At 41.4% G+C, this 20,456-nt stretch carries 24 protein-coding genes and 1 other annotated feature; of the genes, 14 read left to right on the top strand and 10 right to left on the bottom strand.

The window, feature by feature from the left end; translation table 11 throughout:
* Positions 1–15: 15 nt before the first annotated feature.
* A complete protein-coding gene (locus ACNO7B_RS10860; protein WP_008342284.1) occupies positions 16–507 on the top strand; it encodes a DinB family protein in 492 nt (163 codons plus the stop codon).
* Positions 508–542: 35 nt separating this feature from the next.
* Here the strand turns inward: ACNO7B_RS10860 and proC are convergent, their stop codons facing one another.
* Positions 543–1,370 carry a pyrroline-5-carboxylate reductase gene (gene proC / locus ACNO7B_RS10855; protein WP_008342285.1) on the bottom strand — a complete coding sequence of 276 codons (828 nt, stop codon included), beginning with the start codon at positions 1,368–1,370 and terminating at the stop codon, positions 543–545.
* A 41-nt stretch (positions 1,371–1,411) separates the two neighbouring features.
* Positions 1,412–1,623: a binding site (T-box leader), on the bottom strand.
* A gap of 168 nt (positions 1,624–1,791) precedes the next feature.
* Between proC and ACNO7B_RS10850 the strand changes: the two genes are divergently transcribed.
* Together ACNO7B_RS10850 and ACNO7B_RS10845 are read left to right on the top strand one after the other, a co-directional pair.
* Positions 1,792–2,754 (top strand): MBL fold metallo-hydrolase, encoded by a 963-nt coding sequence (locus ACNO7B_RS10850; protein ID WP_417901490.1) that lies wholly within the window; start codon positions 1,792–1,794, stop codon positions 2,752–2,754.
* Positions 2,755–3,531, top strand: a complete 777-nt coding sequence (locus ACNO7B_RS10845; RefSeq protein ID WP_144665762.1) for an SDR family NAD(P)-dependent oxidoreductase — start codon at positions 2,755–2,757, stop codon at positions 3,529–3,531.
* A gap of 16 nt (positions 3,532–3,547) precedes the next feature.
* Here the strand turns inward: ACNO7B_RS10845 and ACNO7B_RS10840 are convergent, their stop codons facing one another.
* Both ACNO7B_RS10840 and ACNO7B_RS10835 read right to left on the bottom strand, forming a co-directional pair.
* A complete protein-coding gene (locus ACNO7B_RS10840; protein WP_231947209.1) occupies positions 3,548–3,970 on the bottom strand; it encodes a VOC family protein in 423 nt (140 codons plus the stop codon).
* 8 nt (positions 3,971–3,978) lie between these two features.
* Complete coding sequence (locus tag ACNO7B_RS10835; protein ID WP_417901489.1) at positions 3,979–5,307, bottom strand: CoA-disulfide reductase; 1,329 nt, start codon at positions 5,305–5,307, stop codon at positions 3,979–3,981.
* A gap of 188 nt (positions 5,308–5,495) precedes the next feature.
* On the opposite strand from ACNO7B_RS10835, the gene coaA reads away from it, so the two are divergent.
* The gene (gene coaA / locus ACNO7B_RS10830; protein ID WP_008342294.1) at positions 5,496–6,455 is read left to right on the top strand and encodes a type I pantothenate kinase; all 960 of its coding nucleotides are present in this window, start codon (positions 5,496–5,498) and stop codon (positions 6,453–6,455) included.
* A 229-nt stretch (positions 6,456–6,684) separates the two neighbouring features.
* Here coaA and ACNO7B_RS10825 read toward each other — a convergent pair whose 3' ends face one another.
* The 4 genes from ACNO7B_RS10825 to ACNO7B_RS10810 form a co-directional block, all read right to left on the bottom strand.
* Positions 6,685–7,920: an MDR family MFS transporter gene (locus tag ACNO7B_RS10825; protein ID WP_417901488.1), complete on the bottom strand. Its 1,236-nt coding sequence runs from the start codon at positions 7,918–7,920 to the stop codon at positions 6,685–6,687.
* A gap of 231 nt (positions 7,921–8,151) precedes the next feature.
* Positions 8,152–8,496 carry a YolD-like family protein gene (locus ACNO7B_RS10820; RefSeq protein ID WP_017367544.1) on the bottom strand — a complete coding sequence of 115 codons (345 nt, stop codon included), beginning with the start codon at positions 8,494–8,496 and terminating at the stop codon, positions 8,152–8,154.
* A gap of 15 nt (positions 8,497–8,511) precedes the next feature.
* Entirely contained in the window at positions 8,512–9,744 is a 1,233-nt protein-coding gene (locus ACNO7B_RS10815) for a DNA polymerase IV (protein WP_048001414.1), read from the bottom strand.
* 141 nt (positions 9,745–9,885) lie between these two features.
* Entirely contained in the window at positions 9,886–10,335 is a 450-nt protein-coding gene (locus ACNO7B_RS10810) for a YfmQ family protein (protein ID WP_024718948.1), read from the bottom strand.
* Between the two features lie 282 nt (positions 10,336–10,617).
* Between ACNO7B_RS10810 and ACNO7B_RS10805 the strand changes: the two genes are divergently transcribed.
* Positions 10,618–11,097, top strand: coding sequence for a GNAT family N-acetyltransferase (locus ACNO7B_RS10805; RefSeq protein ID WP_144683940.1), 480 nt, complete (start codon positions 10,618–10,620; stop codon positions 11,095–11,097).
* Positions 11,094–12,068, top strand: a complete 975-nt coding sequence (locus tag ACNO7B_RS10800) for a GNAT family N-acetyltransferase (protein ID WP_417901487.1) — start codon at positions 11,094–11,096, stop codon at positions 12,066–12,068. Before ACNO7B_RS10805 ends, ACNO7B_RS10800 begins: the two co-directional genes overlap by 4 nt.
* A gap of 17 nt (positions 12,069–12,085) precedes the next feature.
* Here ACNO7B_RS10800 and ACNO7B_RS10795 read toward each other — a convergent pair whose 3' ends face one another.
* Positions 12,086–12,793 carry an expansin EXLX1 family cellulose-binding protein gene (locus ACNO7B_RS10795; protein ID WP_096881597.1) on the bottom strand — a complete coding sequence of 236 codons (708 nt, stop codon included), beginning with the start codon at positions 12,791–12,793 and terminating at the stop codon, positions 12,086–12,088.
* 212 nt (positions 12,794–13,005) lie between these two features.
* Here ACNO7B_RS10795 and ACNO7B_RS10790 point away from each other — a divergent pair, with 212 nt between their 5' ends.
* The 3 genes from ACNO7B_RS10790 to ACNO7B_RS10780 all read left to right on the top strand — a co-directional run bounded on the left by ACNO7B_RS10790 (position 13,006) and on the right by ACNO7B_RS10780 (position 15,147).
* Positions 13,006–13,332 (top strand): iron-sulfur cluster biosynthesis family protein, encoded by a 327-nt coding sequence (locus ACNO7B_RS10790; protein WP_024718944.1) that lies wholly within the window; start codon positions 13,006–13,008, stop codon positions 13,330–13,332.
* 12 nt (positions 13,333–13,344) lie between these two features.
* Positions 13,345–13,584 (top strand): YqkC family protein, encoded by a 240-nt coding sequence (locus ACNO7B_RS10785; RefSeq protein ID WP_008343836.1) that lies wholly within the window; start codon positions 13,345–13,347, stop codon positions 13,582–13,584.
* 300 nt (positions 13,585–13,884) lie between these two features.
* Positions 13,885–15,147 (top strand): tetratricopeptide repeat protein, encoded by a 1,263-nt coding sequence (locus ACNO7B_RS10780; RefSeq protein ID WP_007501069.1) that lies wholly within the window; start codon positions 13,885–13,887, stop codon positions 15,145–15,147.
* A 24-nt stretch (positions 15,148–15,171) separates the two neighbouring features.
* Here ACNO7B_RS10780 and ACNO7B_RS10775 read toward each other — a convergent pair whose 3' ends face one another.
* Complete coding sequence (locus tag ACNO7B_RS10775) at positions 15,172–16,101, bottom strand: alpha/beta hydrolase (protein ID WP_039963992.1); 930 nt, start codon at positions 16,099–16,101, stop codon at positions 15,172–15,174.
* A gap of 119 nt (positions 16,102–16,220) precedes the next feature.
* Here ACNO7B_RS10775 and ACNO7B_RS10770 point away from each other — a divergent pair, with 119 nt between their 5' ends.
* The gene (locus ACNO7B_RS10770) at positions 16,221–16,445 is read left to right on the top strand and encodes a YqkE family protein (protein ID WP_046343904.1); all 225 of its coding nucleotides are present in this window, start codon (positions 16,221–16,223) and stop codon (positions 16,443–16,445) included.
* Between the two features lie 174 nt (positions 16,446–16,619).
* Here ACNO7B_RS10770 and ACNO7B_RS10765 read toward each other — a convergent pair whose 3' ends face one another.
* Positions 16,620–17,546, bottom strand: a complete 927-nt coding sequence (locus ACNO7B_RS10765) for an aldo/keto reductase (protein ID WP_191218972.1) — start codon at positions 17,544–17,546, stop codon at positions 16,620–16,622.
* Positions 17,547–17,714: 168 nt separating this feature from the next.
* Here ACNO7B_RS10765 and ACNO7B_RS10760 point away from each other — a divergent pair, with 168 nt between their 5' ends.
* The 4 genes from ACNO7B_RS10760 to ACNO7B_RS10745 all read left to right on the top strand — a co-directional run bounded on the left by ACNO7B_RS10760 (position 17,715) and on the right by ACNO7B_RS10745 (position 20,378).
* A complete protein-coding gene (locus ACNO7B_RS10760) occupies positions 17,715–18,272 on the top strand; it encodes an NUDIX hydrolase (protein ID WP_024718940.1) in 558 nt (185 codons plus the stop codon).
* Positions 18,269–19,450 (top strand): TIGR00375 family protein, encoded by a 1,182-nt coding sequence (locus ACNO7B_RS10755; protein WP_058214175.1) that lies wholly within the window; start codon positions 18,269–18,271, stop codon positions 19,448–19,450. Before ACNO7B_RS10760 ends, ACNO7B_RS10755 begins: the two co-directional genes overlap by 4 nt.
* The gene (locus ACNO7B_RS10750) at positions 19,437–19,889 is read left to right on the top strand and encodes a GNAT family N-acetyltransferase (RefSeq protein WP_008343848.1); all 453 of its coding nucleotides are present in this window, start codon (positions 19,437–19,439) and stop codon (positions 19,887–19,889) included. Before ACNO7B_RS10755 ends, ACNO7B_RS10750 begins: the two co-directional genes overlap by 14 nt.
* A 267-nt stretch (positions 19,890–20,156) precedes the next feature.
* A complete protein-coding gene (locus ACNO7B_RS10745; protein WP_008344413.1) occupies positions 20,157–20,378 on the top strand; it encodes a hypothetical protein in 222 nt (73 codons plus the stop codon).
* The last annotated feature ends 78 nt before the right edge of the window (positions 20,379–20,456 follow it).

The raw sequence follows: 20,456 nt of genomic DNA, 5'->3' as shown, positions 1-20,456 counted from the left end.
AGGGGGATTGTGAGAGTGAAAACAGGAGTACTAACAAAAACAGAGATCATGACATCACTTCATGAGAGTTTGCGTAAGCTTGAGGAGTTAGTATGGACATGTGATGAGGCTACATTAGATGAATCTTTTGGGGAAGGCAAGTGGTCGATTAAACAAATTGTTGGACATTTGTATGATACAGAAGAAGTCTGGTCAGAGCGGATAGAGCAGGCAATATCAAATGAGCACACGCTTTTCGCATCATATGATCCAGAGATATATGTGAAGGGAAGAGCTTATGAAACTTATACAGCACAAGAGGTCAGTGCATTGATCGAGCGCTTAAAAGAGAGCAGAAACAAAACACTACAACGATTAGAAAAGGATACATGGGATTTTTCAGGTCTCCATCCTGAAGAAGGGATGATGACAGTCCAAATATTAGCTGAAACCATTGCTTTACATGAAATTCATCACCTCGATCAAATCAAAGCCATTATGTCCATGAGAGCATCGAGTGATAGATGAAAAGCACCTGTCATCAAGGCAGGTGCTTTGCTTTCTTACTTATACGTACTCGCTGAAAACATATCGTTTAATTCTGCTGCGCGTTTTGTCGCTGTTTTCACACAATCGACAATTGCTTCTTCAAATTGATAGGAAGCAAGGGTATTAAGTCCTGCTTCTGTCGTTCCACCTTCGCTCGTAATTTCTTTGCGAAGTTCAGCAGGTTCCTTACCGCTATCCTGAAGCATATTTGCAGCGCCTGCAATCATTTGACAAATGAGCAATTTCGCTGTCTCTTGGTCCATCCCAAGTTCCGATGCACCTCGCTCCATTCCTTCAATCAAATGATAAATAAAGGCAGGACCGCTGCCTGCAATGGCTGTGACCGCATTCAGCTGTGATTCATCTAAAACCGTCACATGACCGATCGTTTCAAACAGCTGAACTGCTTTTTCCTTTTGCGCCTCTGTGACTTCATCACTGACAGCAATGCCAGTAGCTGATTGTTGTATGGCCGCTGATGTATTTGGCATGGCACGAACCACCGCCGTTTTTGCGCCAGCATAATGCTGAATGGTTTCAATAGAAATGCCCGCTAAAATAGAAATAATCAGCTGTCCATTTAAATGGGGCCTTACTTCAGAAATGCCACTTTCCGCATCTTTTGGTTTTAAAGCAAACACCAGCATATCGGCTTCTTCATAAATAAAGGAACGAGCGAAATCTGTTTTGACTCCATAACGTGCATGTAATTCTTCTAATCGTTTTTCATTTGTTTTATTTGTGACAATGATATCTTCATTTGACATAATGCCGCTCTTTAAAAGACCTTTAATCATAGACTCGGCCATTGAGCCTGCACCAATAAATCCAATTTTACTCATAAGCTGCTCCTCCTTGTAGAAAATAAAAAAACCTCTCGTCTGCAAAGGACGAAAGGTTTTTCGCGGTACCACCCTCAATTAGCATGCAATCATGCATACTCAGCTCTAGTCCCTTAACGCGGGAAACGTTTAGGTTTGCCTAACAGCTCAAAGGGCAGGTTCAGCAAATAAGAGGATGGTGAAGTCTTACAGCCGGCGGACCTCACTCTCTTGCATCATTATTTTGCTTACTAATCCTTGTCATCGCGCATCTTATATTTGTTGTTCATTATGCAACGATGGACAAGTTTGTGTCAATAGGGAAAGATAAAAAAATGACCATCTAAACCGCATGACAGTCTGCCCTTTGCAAGATACAATGAATAAAGAAGAGGAAGTTCAGATGATCTATGAGTCAAAAAGCAGGAGATGACGTATAAAAGTGAAAGAAGAAATGATTCAATTATCCATTCCCACACCGTTTGCGGTTGGGGATGTCCATGCATATGTATTAAAAGGCGATGCCGTGACCTTAGTCGATTGCGGACCGATGACACAAGAGGCGCAGCATGCCTTTGTCACGCAATTAAAGGAACATCATTTATCAATAGATGATATTGATCAAGTGGTTTTGACACATCATCATGCAGATCATGTCGGTCTTTTAGATCTGATGAAACCTCATGTCCGTGTCATCGGACACGAGTTGAATGAGCCCTATATTAGTCAGGATGCAGCGTTTAAACAGCGTCAAATCCATTTTATGAATGATTTTTTTCAGCAGTTAGGTGTCCCGCTTCGTCAAGGTGAGTGTGAAAGAATTGTGAGGCAGTCCTATACATATTCATGTACGGCACATGTCGATGACGTTATAAAAGAAGGCGATCGTTTGAAGGGACATGAGCACTTCCAAGTGCTGGAGACACCGGGACATGCACAATCTCATCTTTCTTTTTTAGATGAAACAACAGGGAATTTCATCGGAGGTGATCTGCTGCTTACGACCATTTCTTCCAATCCGTTAATGGAAGCGCCAATGAAAGGAACAGAACGTCAAAAATCGCTGCTTCAATATAAAGCATCACTCGAGCGTTTATTGCATTTGCCCATTCAGGCGATTTATCCAGGGCATGGCCAGCTCATTACCTCTCATCACGAATTGATCGAAGAAAGATTTAAAAAACAGGAAAAACGGGCAAATACGATGTATCAGCTGCTTCAACGAAAGGAAATGACCGCCTTTCATCTTTGTCGCACCCTATTTCCGGGCCTGTATGAAGAAGCATTATTTCTGACAATGTCTGAGACAGTCGGGCAGCTTGATGTGCTTTTAGCGGCTGGACATATTGAAGAAGTGCAAAAAGACGGAACCCTCTACTATCGAGCAATTGAAGGAGTGAAATAAATGGGGCGACTAACAGGAAAGAGAATATGGATTACAGGTGCTTCAGGCGGTATTGGTGAAAAGATGGCGTACTTGGCAGCAGCCGAAGGAGCAGAAATCATTGTGTCGGCAAGACGAATTGAAAAGCTCGCAGGTGTACAAGAAAAGATTATAAGTGCTGGCGGCGTATGTCACATCGTTCAGCTTGATGTCAGTCAGCTTGAGGATATTGATCAAGCCTATCAACAAGTAGGTGCTGTTGATATTTTGGTGAACAATGCCGGCTTTGGTGTGTTCGATCTCGTCGAAGACGCATCCATTGAGGAAATGGTGTCGATGTTTGAGGTCAATGTCTTTGGTTTAATTGCCTGCACAAAAAAGGTCCTTCCTGAGATGAAACAAAGAGGGAAGGGACATATTATCAATATTGCGTCACAGGCAGGCAAAATTGCCACCCCTAAATCCGCCATCTATTCCGCATCAAAGCATGCGGTTCTCGGATTTTCAAACAGCCTCAGAATGGAGCTGGCAGACAGCGGAATTCATGTCACAACCGTCAATCCAGGACCGATTGCCACAGACTTCTTTACCATTGCAGACCGCAGTGGAGAATATGTGAAAAATGTTGATTTTATGATGCTCAGTGCTGACAAGGTAGCAGGGAAGGTCGTATCCGCCATGATGACGAAAAAAAGAGAGATTAATTTACCAGGATGGATGAATGCTGGCAGTAAATTGTATCAATTATTCCCGTTTTTATTTGAAAAAGCAGCACGTAAAGCGATGATGAAAAAATAACAAAAAAAGAAACCGGTCACAGGCTGGTTTCTTTTTTTGTTTGATGGGGCTTGATATTGGTGACGCCAAAGACATTGCCATCAACATCTTCAAAGCTAAAACCGCCTAAGTCTGGGTCAGCTAATATTTGAATATCCGATACAGTCACTTCATGCTCGCTTAAATACTGGTGAAAGTTTTTTAAATCCTTCACAAATAAATCGATCATACTATGCCGAACTCCTGTAAAAGAGTTCATAAAGTAGATTCGTTTCTCGTGTTTTGTTTTGACGAGATAAAAAGAAGGTCCCTCGCCATGAGTAAAAGTGAGCATGGCGGCTTCTTCTGATTGATGTAGAACGATCATTTCTAAAATCTGTTCATACCAAGAGACAGCCCGGGGGATATCAGTCACAGGAATTTCAATAGTAGCAATTTGTTGAATGGTCAATGGCTTCACTCCTTTTTCTATATTCGTCTTGCCGCTTGCTGAAGTGGATCCCATACACTGTTAAAAGGAGGGGCATAGCTTATATCTAAATCTTCAAGGTCTGTCACAGTCAACCCTTGATAAAGAGCAGTTGCCATGACATCAATTCGTTTATCAACACCTTCTTTACCGATGATTTGTGCGCCAAGCAAGGTGTGATCATCGCTTCTGTAAATCAGTTTCACTTTCATCTTCTCTGCATCTGGGTAATATCCAGCGTGGTCAGTGCTGTCGATGGTGATGGTAGAGAAAGGAAGGCCTGCGTCTTTTGCTTCTTTCTCTGATAAACCCGTTCGTCCCGCTGTCACGTCCATAAATTTCATCACCGCTGTGCCGGTTACGCCTTGAAACGCACGGTTTGTTCCTGTCATATGAAAGCCTGCGATTCTTCCTTGTTTATTTGCTGTCGTGCCGAGCGGAATATAGTCCAGTTCCTTTTTGATACGGTGATAGGTTGCTGCGCAGTCACCCGCCGCATAGATATCTTGTACATTGGTCTGCATGTATTCATTCACAACAATTGCGCCATTTTGAAGTCGCTGAATTCCTGTGCTGTCTAAAAAGGATGTTTGCGGAGTGACGCCAACGGCAATGATGACCATATCTGTTTCAATGGTCTGTTTGTCTGTTTGAACAGCTGTTACATGTGTTTTGCCCTTTAACTTTTGCACTGTTTCACCAAGTACTACTTGAATGCTTTGATTGCCCGCTTCTTCTTTCAGATATTTTGCCATATCGGGGTCAAAGCCTGGGCCAAGTGTTGCACCCCGCTGAATGATATGAACGTCTTTGCCTAGCCCTTTTAAATTTTCTGCCATTTCTAAGCCGATATATCCTCCGCCGATGATCGTGATATGTGTGACGTCTTTTTTTAGATTGTCTAAAATAGACAGCGCATGCGGGATTGTTTTTAATACGTGGACACCTTCTAATGAATGGCTGTCTAGATCAAGTGTGACGGGGCTTGCTCCTGTCGCAATTAACAGGCGGTCATACGTTTCTGTAAAGGGCTCTTTTGTTTTAGAATGAATACCCGATACTGTTTTTTGCTCCGGGTCGATTGAGGTCACTTCGTGTAAGCATCTGGCATCAATTCCGTATTTGTCACGAAAAGTGTCAGCGCTGCGTGCGATGAGTTTTCTGTGATGATCAATGAGACCGCCGATCAAGTAGGGGAGTCCGCACTGTCCATATGAGAAAATCTCTCCTTTTTCAAAAGCTACAATATGCGCGTCTGGATCCTCTCTATATATTTGCATAGCGCAGCTCATTCCTGCTGCATCTCCGCCAATCATCACATATTTCATTTGGTATGCTCCCTTCTATCTATCAAACTGAATACTCTTATTTACCCTCATTTTCCTTTATTTAATGCTTTTTTTTCGCAAAAGAAGCAAACTTTCGTTGAAAAATAAAGACAGCGCCTTCATTTTAAGCTACAATCGGATTATCGTCTTTTTGGTTATGAGTTTAGTTTAGATTGGTGGGAAAGACTTTGGGTGACGAACGACTAGATTTTAATACATTATATACACGCCATACGAGAGAGGCATGGGCCGCTCTTGGAGAATATATGCCGGTATCTGTTTCAGAAGAAGAAGTGAGAGCACTTCAAGGATTAAACGACTACTTATCGCTAGAAGAAGTTCGAGATATTTACATACCGCTTATTCGGTTTCTGACATTACACGTCTTTGCAGAAAAACAAAAAAATCAGCATGTCAATGCTTTTTTAAACTACCCGCATCATGCGAAAATCCCCTTTTTAATCGGGATTGCAGGAAGTGTGGCCGTCGGAAAAAGCACGACAGCACGTATCATTGAAACACTTTTATCAAGGCTTGGAGATGGACTGAAGGTGAGTCTCGTGACAACAGACGGCTTTTTGTATCCACAAAAAGAGTTAAAAGATCGAGGGCTGATGGAAAAGAAAGGCTTCCCGGAAAGCTATGATGTTAAAGCGCTTCTTTCGTTTTTAAATGAATTGAAATCAGGGAAACAAACTGTGCATGCACCTGTATATTCACATCTGACCTATGACCGGCTTGAAGGGGTGTATGAGACAGTAGAAGATGCAGATATTGTGATCATTGAAGGGATCAATGTGTTGCAATCACCGGCACTGGATGATCTGAAGGATGAGCCGCGCGTGTTTGTATCAGATTACTTCGATTTTTCGATTTATGTAGATGCCGCTGAGACGCAAATTCAATGCTGGTATAAAGAACGGTTCCGTTTGCTGCGGGAAACAGCCTTCCAAGACCCTGAATCCTTCTTTCATCAATACAAAGATTTGACGGATGAAGAAGCAGATCAGATGGCAAGTACGATTTGGAATACAGTGAACCGGCCAAATTTATATGAAAATATTTTGCCGACAAAATATAGAGCCGATTTGATTTTAAAAAAAGGCGATCAGCATAAGGTGGAAGAGATCGCCATCCGCAGGGTATAAAGAAAACCGCTCAAATTGAGAGCGGTTTTAGATTGTTGACAAAGGGCTAAAATGAACTTTATTTTAGCCCTTTGTCTTCTTTTCAGCGTGATAGAAAACCTTTGAAGTCTAGGAAGGACAGCTACTTTTACGGAGCGAATTTGACATTCGTGAGTACCAGCGCGCAGGACTGACAAAGAATGCGAGGGTTTGTCTACACGCTGAAGCCGCTCAATTGAGAGCGGTTTTTTTAATGACCTCCACTTACTTTCACAGCCACGGCAGCCGCCGTTCGTTTTTTTAGGCGGTAGTATCCGATGAGTAAAAACGGAACGCCTGCAGCGGTGACAATCGCCAAGACTGAAAAAATAGAAAGGGGATGGGCTGCGCCAAATAAGTCAATACACAATCCTCCGACAAACGGTCCGACGACGCTGCCGAGCTGAGAAAACCCCATTGCGCCGAAGTATGACCCTTTCACTTCAGGTTTTGCAATATTGTCTACAAACAGATCCATCATCGCAAAGAGCAGCACTTCACCAATCGTAAACACGACAATGATAAAAGCAAGCGTACCGAGACTTTGTGAAAAAGCAATGGCAAACAAACTGCCTGCTAGAAGCACGTTCCCAGTCGTTAACGACAAAATCGTTGAATAGCGCTTAGCGATCATAATTAGCGGGTACTGAACGACAATGACAACCACTGCGTTTAAGGATAAAAGATACCCAAACAGTTTAGGGCCATCCTCAATCGTAGGGGATGCCGATAAATATTGAGGCAGTGTTGAGCTTAGGTGTGAATAGCCAAATGAACATAAAGTAACGCCAATGAGGATGATGCTAAAGACCGTATCTTTCTGAATAATGGAAAGAGCTTTTTTGACGCCGATTTGTTTGGTACTTTCTGGAGCAGCCACTGGATGCTTTTGAAATTGCCATGCCAGCGTTAACCCGTACAACAAGTAAATGAGGGCAGCGACGAGAAATGGAAAAGTCGTTTTTGATGACCCGAGATATAAGCCAAGCAGCGGGCCGAAAATGACACCAATGTTAATGGCCGTATACCGTAAGTTAAAGACAAACAACCGAATGCTCGATGGGGTGACATCGGATAAGAGTGCTTTAGACGTTGGTTCAAACAGCGCCCGGCACAGTCCATTTAAAGCATTCATAAAAAAGAAGACCCAAATGGCATCTGCAAACGCGAAGCCAACAAAGACAAGTGTCCAGCCAAAGATGGATAAAAGCATGACCTTTTTTCTGCCGATTCGGTCGGAAACATAGCCGCCGTAAAAACTCGCAACAATCCCAATAAGAGAGCTGACGGCAATGATCAATCCAGCTGAAGAGGCTGAGGCGCCTTTGACTTGTGTCAAATAAACGGCTAAAAAGGGAATGCTCATGGATGTCGCCATTCGGCCAAATATCGTGCCGATGATGATCGTCCAACTAAGTGGATGTAAAGTGCGTAAGTTATTTTTCATGCTGTGTCTCCCCTGAGTTTGTAAGATGTTCCAATCATACATGAAAAATTGTGCAAATTAAATACACAATTTGATGGAGGAGTCATCCGTCAAATGACAGAGAAGCTTGAACCGTTCCGTTCATTCGAAGAGCATATGCCTCGTTTTCAAGGTTTTAAGCCTTGATGGATCATAATTTTTTCAGAAAAACGAAGCGTGTTTTTCAATGATCATGTTTTCGTTTTGCGAAAATCAATTGAGATCGATGGCAATAATTTGATGTAAGGAAAGGTTTAGAACATCTTCGTCATTCACAATTTTCATTTGGCGTGTTTCATAATGAATGGCTTTCACCCAGCCCCAAAACTGTGCTTTCATGCCGGATGAGACATATGTCACGCAAATCGCTTGATCCTCGGTAATCGACTGTGTGATCAAAACATTCATTTCCTCTAGCTGATCGGAGCTGAGCGGTAGAGGTGTATATTCTTTTTTCTTTCGTTTTTGAGCAAGAAGCTGCTCCCGGTGCTCTGGTAGCATCATTCGGCTTGATTCCCACATGATGTTGTATCCAGGTGTTAATTTATTGGGATTCATGCTTGTTCGCCTCCGTTATTTGTAATGCCCGCCAATTTTTTCGGCGCGGTGATATGCCTGCCCTGCGCTTGTCAGTGACGAAGCATGCAGCAATGCCGCAGGTCCATATTTCAGATGGATTTCATCAAATACTTTGCTGAGTTGATCTTTCTTCAAATGATGATCAAATAAAGTCAGCTGATAGTGGCTGTCAGGCTGCAGCTGTGAGAGGGTAATGCCTACACTGCGAATGGGCTGGCCATCCCAGTGCTGCTGGCATAGCTGAATCGCTGCCTCTGCAATATCTGAGCCATACTGTGTCGGTGAATGAAGCTTCATTTGTCGATGAAAGCCTGTTGGATGTGAAAAATCAGCCCCTCTTACACCAACAGACACCGTTTGACCGAGATAATGCTTAAAACGTGCCCGCCGAGCGACTTCCTCACTCAATTCAAGAAGAGCAACTTTGATCTCCTCAAAAGATGCGTAATCACGGGGAAGGGTCATATGGTGCCCAACTGCTTTTTGCTGATCATGTGTGTGAATAGTGACTGGAGAGGGATCGTGTCCTAAAGCTGTTCGCTGCAGAAGCTCCCCATTGATTCCCCAGCGTTTTTTTAATCGGTCTAACGGATAAGTAGCAAGTGTGCCAATGGTACTGATGCCCATTCGTTTCAAATGATGCTCCATTCGTTTGCCGACGCCAAATAATTTCCCGATTGGAAGCGGCCATAAATCAGCAGCAACTCGGTCGGCACTCAGTTCATAGATGCCGGTTCTGTTTTTTTTGGCAAAATGGTCACAGGCCATTTTAGCGAGCACTTTATTAGGGCCTATGCCCACACGTGCGTAAATGCCAGTCTGGTTCATAATCGTTGTTTGTATATGTTGAGCGATCTCATGTGGAGAGCCGAATAGTGTAAGACTGCCTGTAATATCAAGAAACTGTTCATCAATGGAATATGGCTCGACAAGGTCTGTGTATTGTTCAAGCAGTTCTGTAATCATGACAGAGATATCGAGATAGCGCTGCATACGTGGACGTACGACCACTGCTTCAGGACATTTCTCCTGTGCTTCCCATAACCTTGATGCATTTTGTACGCCACGTTTCTTCGCGAGAGGGCAGGCTGCCAGGACGACTCCGCTTCTTCGTTCTGGATCTCCAGAGACAATGAGCGGCACATTCTCCAAATGAGGCGCCTCCACCTTCTCAACTGATGCATAAAATGACTGCATATCCACAAGCAGAATGGCTCGTTCATTCATTGTACTTCACCTCTTAGAACGTATGTTCTGTATCTATTGTAAACAACATGAGGTGAAATTCATACTGGTAAATCATTCAAAAGCTGTCCATACAAAAAAGACGAAGTGGTGAACACTTCGTCTCGTCTGCTGCAACGATTGTTAGGCATGTGCCATGTTGTGGAATGTTTGGAGCGGTTCAGAACGCAGACGATAAGCCATCAGCTTTTTCTTTGGCTTATGTGTAAACTGCCGAACCACATCCACATGGTCATCATAATGGAACAGATAAAGGGTGACATCATGTTTCCCATGCTTTGTTTGCATAGTAAGCGGCGCTGGCCCTTCATTCGGATGAAGAAAGCGTTCTTCATCACCAGGGTAAATATAATAGCGTTCAATAAAGATCGCATCATTAAAATGTTGAATGATTTCAGATGCTCGCTGCTCATCAAGCGAACGACCTTGAAAAGTAATATTTGTTTGCTCACTTGTTACTTTAGCATGTACGGCGTAGCGGCTAAAAAGACGCTCAACAACACCAGAAGGCAAAGAGGTGACAAGCAGCTTTAAAAGACTAAATACAACAAGCGAAATAACAACCCAAACCAATCTCATCATCTCCAATAAACATTTGTACCATTTCCTATATGAACCATCTTAACATAACAAATGAATGAAACTTTCGCACAAAAAGTGAACTTTTTGAAATAAGTGTGAAGATTTAAAAGGAGATGACTGCTGAAAGACGAAGAACCAACAAGTGAACATGAAAAAAGACTGGCATACTGTCTTTACAACCATTTGATCAGACAGTAGACTATTGAAACAATCGCATTTTTGAGAAAAAACGAATCAAAGGAAAGCCAAAAAGGAAAAAGGGGCGAGGCCATCATGATACGTCAAGTGAAACCGTCAGATTTTTACGCAGTCACATCCGTCATTCAAAGCTGGTGGGGAGGCAGAGATTTGCGTGCAAAATTGCCAAAGCTCTTTTTTGAACATTTCCAGCAAACAAGTTTTGTTGTCGTTGAAAAGGGAGAGCTGATCGGCTTTTTGGTTGGTTTTTTATCGCAATCTCATTCGGATGAAGCCTATATTCACTTTGTTGGTGTCCACCCAGATTACCGTAAATTAAAGATAGGTAAAATCCTCTATCAAGCTTTTTATGAAGCGGCTGAAAAGGAAGGAAGAACAACCATTAAAGCTGTCACCGCTCCTATCAATAAAGTCTCCATTGCTTACCATACAAAACTCGGGTTTCAGATAGAAAAGGGAGATAAAACAGTAGATGGCATCTCAGTCTTTTCAGATTACGATGGCATTCATGAAGACCGTGTGTTATTTGTGAAGAAGCTGGAGGCAATGAAATGATTGTTCATTTAGATCACACAATAAGTGATGTAGCAAAGCAGATCTTACATATTCAACTAGCTGCATACCAACAAGAAGCTGAACAAATTGGCTATGCTGATCTTCCGCCATTAAAAGAGACCATTCAAGATGTCATGAAAGCAAAAGAGCAATTTATTGGTTTTGAGCAAAATGATATTTTATTAGGTGTAGTCTCTTATGAAGAGCTGAAAGATTGTTTGATCATTAGTCGATTGGCTGTGCATCCAAAAGCGCTAAAGCAGGGGATTGGAACAAGACTTATGTCGACAATTATGGAGAAGAATGTCCCGATAGAACTGACCACAGGGCAAGAAAACACCCCTGCAAAAAGACTATATGAAAAATTGGGGTTTTTTGAAACAAATGTGATTCATGTGGCAAAAGAGCTCACCCTATCAAAAATGAAATGGACACCGCGACGCAAGGTTGAGGTTGTCGAATTCAAAAAAGAATGGCATGAAGAATTCCGTCAAGAAAAGCAGCGACTCAAGCAAATCATTCAAAAAAGCTGGATAGAAGGATACCATATAGGCAGCACGTCAGTTTCAGGACTTGTTGCCAAACCAATTATAGATATATTAATAGAAGTAAGCGATATAGAAGAGATTGATAGAAAAAAAGAGAGATTTGAACACCTTGGATACGAAGCGCTCGGTGAAAATGGTATAAAAGGGAGACGTTTTTTTCAAAAGGGTGGCTTGAATCGTACGCATCATGTCCATGTGTATGAAAGAAATCATCCTGATGTAAAAAGACATTTATTGTTTCGAGATTACTTAAGACTCCACCCAGAACGATCTGAAGCGTATGCGTCTGTCAAGGAACAATTAGCAAAACAGTATCCGGAAGATATACAAAGCTATATGGCGGGAAAGAATGAAATCATAAAAGAAATAGAAAATGAGGCATATCGCTGGGATAAAGAAGGAAGAGAGGAAGCTCTTAAATAAGCTGCCTCTTCATCTCGTTAATTAGGAAACTGAACATTGCCTTTTACAATATAGGCCTGTGAAGCAGCAGTAGATGGAAGAGCGGGTAATTGATCCTTTACTATGACCCCGCGAATATCTGTGATTCGAACAGGAAGAGATGTAGACCCCATATGAAAGCCAAGGAAATGGTTGTAGTCTGTCTTTTCCATGTTCACCCATTGTCCATCTTTGTAATATTCCATTTTCATAACCGGATATTTATGATTGCGCACTTGAATCGCAGCCCACCACTCACTGCTACCTTCTTTTATTCTGTAAGCTACATTTCCGCTAATCGGTGCTTTTATAATTTTCCAACTAATTGGGATTTTCCCATCTTCCATATTGCCAATTTTGGCAAAGGCATTAGGAGAAAGATCAAGAGCTCCTTTTGCTCCTTCTGGATATTTATCGGTTACATACACAACGGTTTTTCCTTTTGGCCCCGTTACTTCAAGGTAAGCCCCTGCAAGTGCCGCATTTACCCCTTTATAGTTATAGTCATGGGGATTTAAAGCTGTAATTTTCATGTCAGAGGGAATAGGATCTAATAAAGCGGCGCCCCCTGAGTAACCAGATCCCGTATAAGTCGCATAGCTTTCTCGTACTTCATCAAGGATAGATACCGCTTTCATGTTGGGCATAGTGAAACTCAACATCAATATCAGCGCCCCGATAAAGCAGAGAGATAATCTTTTTTTCACGATCTAAAACCTCCTGTTTCTTCTTTTAAAATTGATAGCGTCATCAGTATAATTCTAAAAAACAGGATGCAGAAAGAGCCAATAGATAGATATAATCCTAGTGAGAAGAGCGTGTATTTCAAAGAGTATGACTTTCGGATTTAGTCGTGTGTCATGTTTTATGGTGTTTTATGTGTTACAATGTAAGCATCAATTTAAAAAGGATGTTCGCCATGTATATTCACATCACAGAACTGGCTAAAACATATATAGAAAAACAGCAAACAGGAAACGAAACGAAAGAATTACTGCTTCGCTACGATTCAGAAGGTTGTGGCTGTGCAGTGAGTGGCGTACCGATGCTTTGGTTAACAAGTGAAAGAACAGGTGAATGGGAACCACTTAAAAATAGCCAACATTTAAAACTATATATACACACAGCACAAAAGGTGTTTTTTGACGAGGAAATGACGATTGATTTTAATGAAAAAGCCAATACACTTATGTTGAAAAGTCCTCAACAAATACTCAGCCCGAGAATGGGTATACTTGTAAAGTAAGGTGGAAACGTAGTGGATCAAAAGCTGAAAGTGATACAAAATACGGCACAAAATAAAACGTGGGTGTCGTTTTTAAATAATAATCATCCATATAGCCTTTTGCACTGGTCGATCGGTGGAATGGATTCAGTAAAAAAGGACGTCTGGCTTCTCCAAGATGAAGTCACATTTGAAACGGAAGAATTTCCAACGCTTGAATTAGCAGTCAGTTGGATAAAAGAGAATATGGAACACGTAACAGATGTGTTATAAGCCCTTTGCTGAAGAGGGCTTTTTTTGTGCCATCATCATCTCATCAAACAGGAGACCTGTCTAATTAGAAAAATGAGATTTTTCAACGATAAAAAGTCATTTTTAACAAACATTTCGACAAAATGAGAAAAGTAGAAAGAGAAAAATAGAGACTGTAAATGCCGAAAAATCGGCAATGGAAGCGGTTATTGCGGGATACCGAAAACTTTACGAAAAACGACATTTCATATTTCTTCCATTCGAGGAAATATGATAGAATACAACATGTATCGTACATGAGGAGGGAGGTGCTAAGGTGAATTGAAGCTCAAGCTGTCATCGCCTCAGGTTGGAATCAAAATAAACGAATGGTATAGGCAGATTTGCGGATTTCATGTCATGAAAGCAGAGAAGCTAAAGGCCGAGATCGAGCAGGAAATCCTTGAGATGGAGCAAGATCAGAACTTGCTGCTTTTTTACCAGCTGATGGATTTTCGACATAAGGTCATGCTTGAATATTTTGAACCGGCAAAAAAAGCCTCGAATGATGAGGAGATTAAGAAGCTTCTAGAAACAATTGAACATTCGCAGACCAAATTAACAGATATGCTTGAATATTATGTTCATTTTTTTACAGGAATGTTTGAATTTGAACAGAGAAACTATTTGAGCGCCATTGCTTATTACCGTTCCGCAGAAAAAAAGCTCAATCTCATATCAGATGATATAGAAAGAGCAGAATTTTATTTTAAATTAGCAGAAATATACTACCACATGAAACAAACCCACTTTTCGATGCACTATGCTTTGCAAGCGTTAGATACGTACTCTGCCTACAGAACGTACACGCTGAGAATCATCCACTGTGAATTTGTCATCGGTGCAAACTATGATGATTTGAAATGCTATGAACATGCATTGCCCTACTTTAAAAATGCTCTAAAGCGAGCACGCTCAATTGGAAACCCTCGAGTCATAGGTTCGGCCCTTTTCAACTTAGGTAACTGCTATTACCAAATGAACGATCTTGCTGCAGCAAGTCGCTATCTCAAAGACTCTCTTGAAGTGTTTGAAAAGGAGAATTTAACCCATCTGAATCGCTCTCTAGACCCACTATTTATGCTGACCCAAATCCTGTTTAAACAAAAACAAATAGAAGAGTCGTTAACCCTCTATCAACAAGGTATTATGAAAGCCTGTGAATTAGAAGATGAAATTTACATCTGCAAGTTTCAGTTTTTAAAAGCATTATACGTTGATGCAGAAATAAAAATCATAGACGATACATTAGATTTGTTGGAGGACAAGCGTTTATACCCAGATATTGAGGAACTGGCACTTGATGCGGCTCATTATTATAATGAGCTTGGATTATTTGAAGTTTCTACCCGGTATTACGAAAGGAAAATTCAAGCCATATCAAAAATTCAAAATGGAGGTCATTTATATGAAAATGAGTTTGATAGTTCTTTTATTGGCAGCAACTGCAGGGTTATCGGTCATGAGTCAGCAGCAATCGGAAGAGAGCCATATGGAGCTGGCGGGCAGACACCATACAACAGTGGTGACTATCGTATAAGTTAGCAAAAAGAGGAGACGAACGGCTGTTCATTCTCCTCTTTCATTTTGATTAAATTGAAATGCTTCCAGAAATGCTTCGACCTCTTGTTCATAGACTTCCTTATTGTCACTATAAGACATCGCATGCGCACCATGTGGCGCAATAAATAGCCGTTTATCACCCTTTTTGCGTGCGTATAACTGCTCGCTTTGCTCACAAGGGATATAGTCATCATGGAGGCTATGAATAAAAAGAATAGGTTCTTTCACCTGATCGATTACATCAAGTGGAGAAACTTGCCGAATGCTGTATCCGTCCCGCCATTTCAACACTTGATCACTTAGTGGAAGAATCCACTGTCCTGAAAGACGAAAATCCGTTTTTAATCGATACAGAAGCTGATCCTCAAAAGAAGCAAAAGGACAATCAGCGATGTAAAAATTGGCGCTTGCATCCGGTTTTGCAGCATATAATAAAGTTGTGACTGCGCCCATCGATTCTCCGTGTATCCCAATGATTGCTTTTTCCCCAAGTCTTTTTCTCAGCCACTTGACGACTTGAGCCAAATCTTCTTTTTCATAATATCCATAGCTCGTTGTTTTTCCGCCGCTCATCCCATGTCTTCTATGATCATAAAGCAGCACATTCCATCCAAGCTTTTGGAATAATTTCATATACTTCACGGAATTGATCAAACTGACGGTAACCCCGTGACAAAGAACGATGGTGCGTGTTGTATGAGGGAGCGGTACAAAATAGCCATGAAGATCATAACCAAATGCTGAAGGAATACAAACTTTCTCTTTTTGCAGCTGCTGAAACTCCTTGTGATGATAGTGCCCTTCATCTGATTCTCGTTTGATGAGCTCTTCATCCGTTAATTTTCGTATATACATCATTTTATTGGTAAAAAAAATGCCGATTGCAGCGAGTGGAAATAATACCAAGGCGAGTATAGCGAGCCATTTCTTCTTCAAGCTGATTCTTCCTTTCCGAAGGGTTTCTATGAAGATCATACCACATGTTGGGAGTTTGGCGTGACTCTTGCTGAGCAAATAAAACGGATGATACACTAAAACAAAAGGAGAGAGGCAAAGTGAAAAAGACCAATCAAGATCAAGTAAAGCTAAAGGACGGCATAAAGGATGATGTGAAACAGCAGCTCCTTCAAATGAAGCAGAACCTGGCCGCTGAGACAAAAAAAAGAGAAGAACAAAAACGACAAGACCTCCTTCGGCAACAGAAAGAAAAAGAAAAAAATAAAAGCTTCTCAGAGCTGCTAGATGAAAGTCATTTAGACTGGAGAAAGTATAAAAGTTAAAAAAGGGAGCTGCGATGCTCCCTTTTTTATGTTATATCATTGAGATGAAAACATACTACATGAGCCTGAAAACACGTCTGACTCCCTCGTATCACTTCATTTCAGAATCGCACCACCAATAGGGTTGTACATTAAAACAAAACATAAGTGGCAAGCTGTTCTTCCATTTGTCTTCTATTGATTCAAACGATGCGTCTCATACACAGACTGTTTTGTGAAATATGACAAAGCTTTTACTTCTTGATCGCTTAATGAACGTGCATTTGCCGCTGCCACATTTTCTTTTAACTGTTTCACCGAGCTTGCGCCAAAAACAACAGAGCTGACTGCAGAATGCTTGAGCAAGTATTGAATGGACAGCTCTGTCAGTGATAGGTCATAAGCGACTTTCATTAACGAAGGAATGATTTGCTGGAGCTCTTCAAATGAATATTCAAGATACCCGTTCTTTTGAATCGCCGCACTTGCTTGCGAAAGGGGTTTTTCAGTTAATAATCCTTTTGCTAAAGGACCTCTTGCCACGACACTAATGCTTTGTTCTTCAAGAAGAGAAAACCATTCTTCTGGGCGGCGATCGAGTAAACTATATTGCATCATCACACTCACGATGTTTGATTTTTTGGCGTATTCTTTAATGACATTTGGACGGATCGACGATATGCCGTAATAGCGAATGACACCTTCTTCAACCAATTCTTCAAATGCCTCGATGGTTTCGTCAATTGGATCGTCAATTGTGCCGCCATGCAATTGATATAAATCAATATAATCTGTTTGAAGTCGTTTCAGGCTTTGTTTCACTGCCTCTTTTATATATGCTTTTGAAGGATCCCAGTCCCAGCCAGGTTTGCCTTTTTCAAAGCGGTTGCCGCCTTTTGTGGCCAAAATCAAATCTTGGCGTCTGTTCTTAATGGCTTCCCCGACGATTTCCTCATTTGTTCCAAAATCATATAAATCAGCTGTATCCAAATAGTTAATCCCAAGATCAATGGCTTCATCTAATAAAGAGAGCGCTTTTTCTTTTTCAGTCCCAAGGGACATACATCCTAGTGCCGCCTCACTAACCAAGAGATCAGAGGTGCCAATTCGTCTTTTTTTCAATTCAATCACACTCCTATCCTTTCACATTAAGTGAAACAATTCTGGAATTCAAGCTAGGTGATTTCAAAAGGCGCATTGAAGCAGGCATCCGCATTTTGGCTTCTCTTAAAACATCTATGTTAAAATGAATGAAGTAAAAAGTGAAAGTAGAACGAGGAGCTGACAAAATTGAAGGACTTTGAAGAAAAAACATTATCGTCAAAAACATTATATAACGGAAAAATCATTGACTTGGTTCTTGAAGATGTAGAATTGCCGAACGGAAAACCAGGCAAACGCGAAATCATTAAACATCCAGGTGCAGTAGCAGTCATTGCACGTACAGACGAAAATAAAATCATTTTGGTCAAGCAATACCGTAAAGCACTGGAGAGAGCCATCGTTGAGATTCCGGCTGGAAAATTAGAAAAAGGAGAAGAGCCGGCACATACAGCACTGAGAGAATTAGAAGAAGAAACAGGTTATACAACTCAGGCGCTCCAAAAGCTGACCGCCTTTTATACATCACCAGGGTTTGCGGATGAAATTGTTCATATCTACCTTGCTGATCAGCTGGTCCCGCTTGAAGAAAAACGAGAGCTGGATGAGGATGAATTTGTCGAAGTGATGGAAGTTTCACTAGAAGAAGCACTGCACCTCATCGAAAAACAACATATTTATGATGCGAAAACAGCCTATGCCATTCAATACTTACAATTGCAAGAGGTACTTAAGTCTACAAAATGAGGGAATTCTTTGCAGATATCCATATTCATATTGGTCGAACAAGAACAGGCAGGGCTGTCAAAATTACAGGTGCAAGGTCACTGACCATTGACCAAATTCTCATTGAAGCGTCTCAAAGTAAAGGGATGGGAATGATTGGTGTGATTGATGCACAATCTCCTGAAGTCCTAGAAGAATTGATAGAAGGTGTAGAGGAAGGCATATACACGGAACTAAGCGATGGCGGGTTATCATTTGGAAAGACCGTTTTGCTTTTAGGCAGTGAGCTAGAAATCAATGATGACCAATCAAAAGGTCCGATTCATGTGCTTGCCTTTATGCCCACGCTTCGTAAAATGTCTGAGTTTTCCGCATGGCTTTCTCTTCATATGAAAAATGTGCATTTGAGTTCACAGCGGTTATATGTGGATGGGAGAACGCTTCAGCATAAGGTGAAGGAACTAGGGGGATTATTTATTCCTGCCCATATTTTTACGCCACATAAAAGTTTATACGGCAAAGGGGTCAATACGTCTTTAACCGAAGTATTCGATCCAGAACTCATTGATGCTGTTGAGCTTGGCCTTAGCTGTGATACGTCTATGGCCTCCCAGCTAAGTGAGCTAAACCGTTATTCTTTTTTAACAAATTCAGATGCCCATTCTTTAGGGAAAATTGCGCGGGAATATACGAAGATCCGAATGGATCATGCCTCCTTTGCTGAATTTGAGCTAGCGCTTCAAGGAAAAGATGGCAGAAATATCACTGGAAATTATGGGCTCGCTCCGCGGCTCGGAAAGTATTATCATACGACCTGTGAGAAATGCGGGGTAAGACCTGACAGTCAGGAGCAAGAAAAGTGCCAAGCATGCGGCCATACCCGAATGACAAAAGGGGTGAGTGAGCGGTTAAAGGAGCTTGCTGACCAAGAAAGTGACAAAGGAATAAGGCCTCCTTATGTTCACCAGCTTCCCCTTCAATTTATTCCAGGTGTTGGAGCCAAAACGTTAGAAAAGTTAAAAGCTGTCTTTCATACAGAGATGAATATTCTTCATCAAGCAACAGAACAAGAATTAAAAGCGGTCCTGCCTGAGAAAACAGCCGATTACATCATCAAAGCAAGAAAAGGTGAAGTTGGACTGATCGCTGGCGGAGGCGGAGTCTACGGTAAGGTGGATATCAATCATGAATCAACTTAAATGGACATGTCACACATTTGAACAACTGTCTAAAGAGGACCTTTACTTGATTTTAATGGAAAGGGTAAATGTGTTTGTTGTAGAACAAACATGTCCTTATCCTGAAATTGATCATCGTGATCAAGAGGCGCTGCATGTCATCGCAAAAGAGAACGGCACGATTGTGGCTTATTGCCGCATTTTCCAAAGCGGGATCATGTACAAAGAGGCATCCATTGGCCGTGTCCTTGTGACGAAGACCGGCCGGAAAAAAGGTTACGGGAAGATCCTGCTCGATCAGGCGATAAAAAAGCTCAGTGAATTAGGCGAAACAAAGATTAAAATCCAAGCACAGGCTTATTTGAAATCGTTCTACGAATCGTTTGGCTTCGAAGCTGTCTCAGATTGTTATGATGAGGATGGAATTCCGCATCTTGATATGGTGAGAAAAGAAAGATAGGCGTGTATACGTCTATCTCAGCGTGTAGACAAACCCTCGCATTCTTTGTCAGTCCTGCGCTCCGGTGCTCACGAATGTCAAATTCGCTCCGCGCCAGTGCTCGTCCTTCCTAGACTGCAAAGGTTTTCTATCACGCTGAAAAGAAGACAAAAGGCTAAAATCAAGTACATTTTAGCCTTTTGTCAACAATTTGAGATAGGCGTGAATACGTCTATCTTTTTTAGGTGCGTTCATGTATCATAACGACAACGAAAGGGGTTTTGCGAAATGGGAAAAAGCAAAGCAAAGAAAAAGAGAGAACACCTTCAAAGGCAGCACAGCCGAAATCCAGAACAATCGAGAGGAAATATGCCGCATTTTAGTACACACGAAAGAAAGACAAAAACAAAACAAGAAGCCTTGCAGCATATGATGAAAAAACATAAAGGCAGGAATGCTTATGATCGCTATGAACAGGATCATAAGCATTTTTATTTTGCTTTTTTGTGACAAGTAGATCAAATAATTGGAAAAATTTTAAAAAATAGGACAAACGGTCGTTTCTTTTTGTCTAAAAATGTAGTTAAA

Origin of the sequence: Bacillus sp. AK25 (genome assembly GCF_048270685.1) — a bacterium.
Lineage (GTDB): Bacteria > Bacillota > Bacilli > Bacillales > Bacillaceae > Bacillus > Bacillus altitudinis.
Note: the sequence above shows the minus strand (reverse complement) of the source record. Positions and strands in the feature narration are given on the sequence as shown.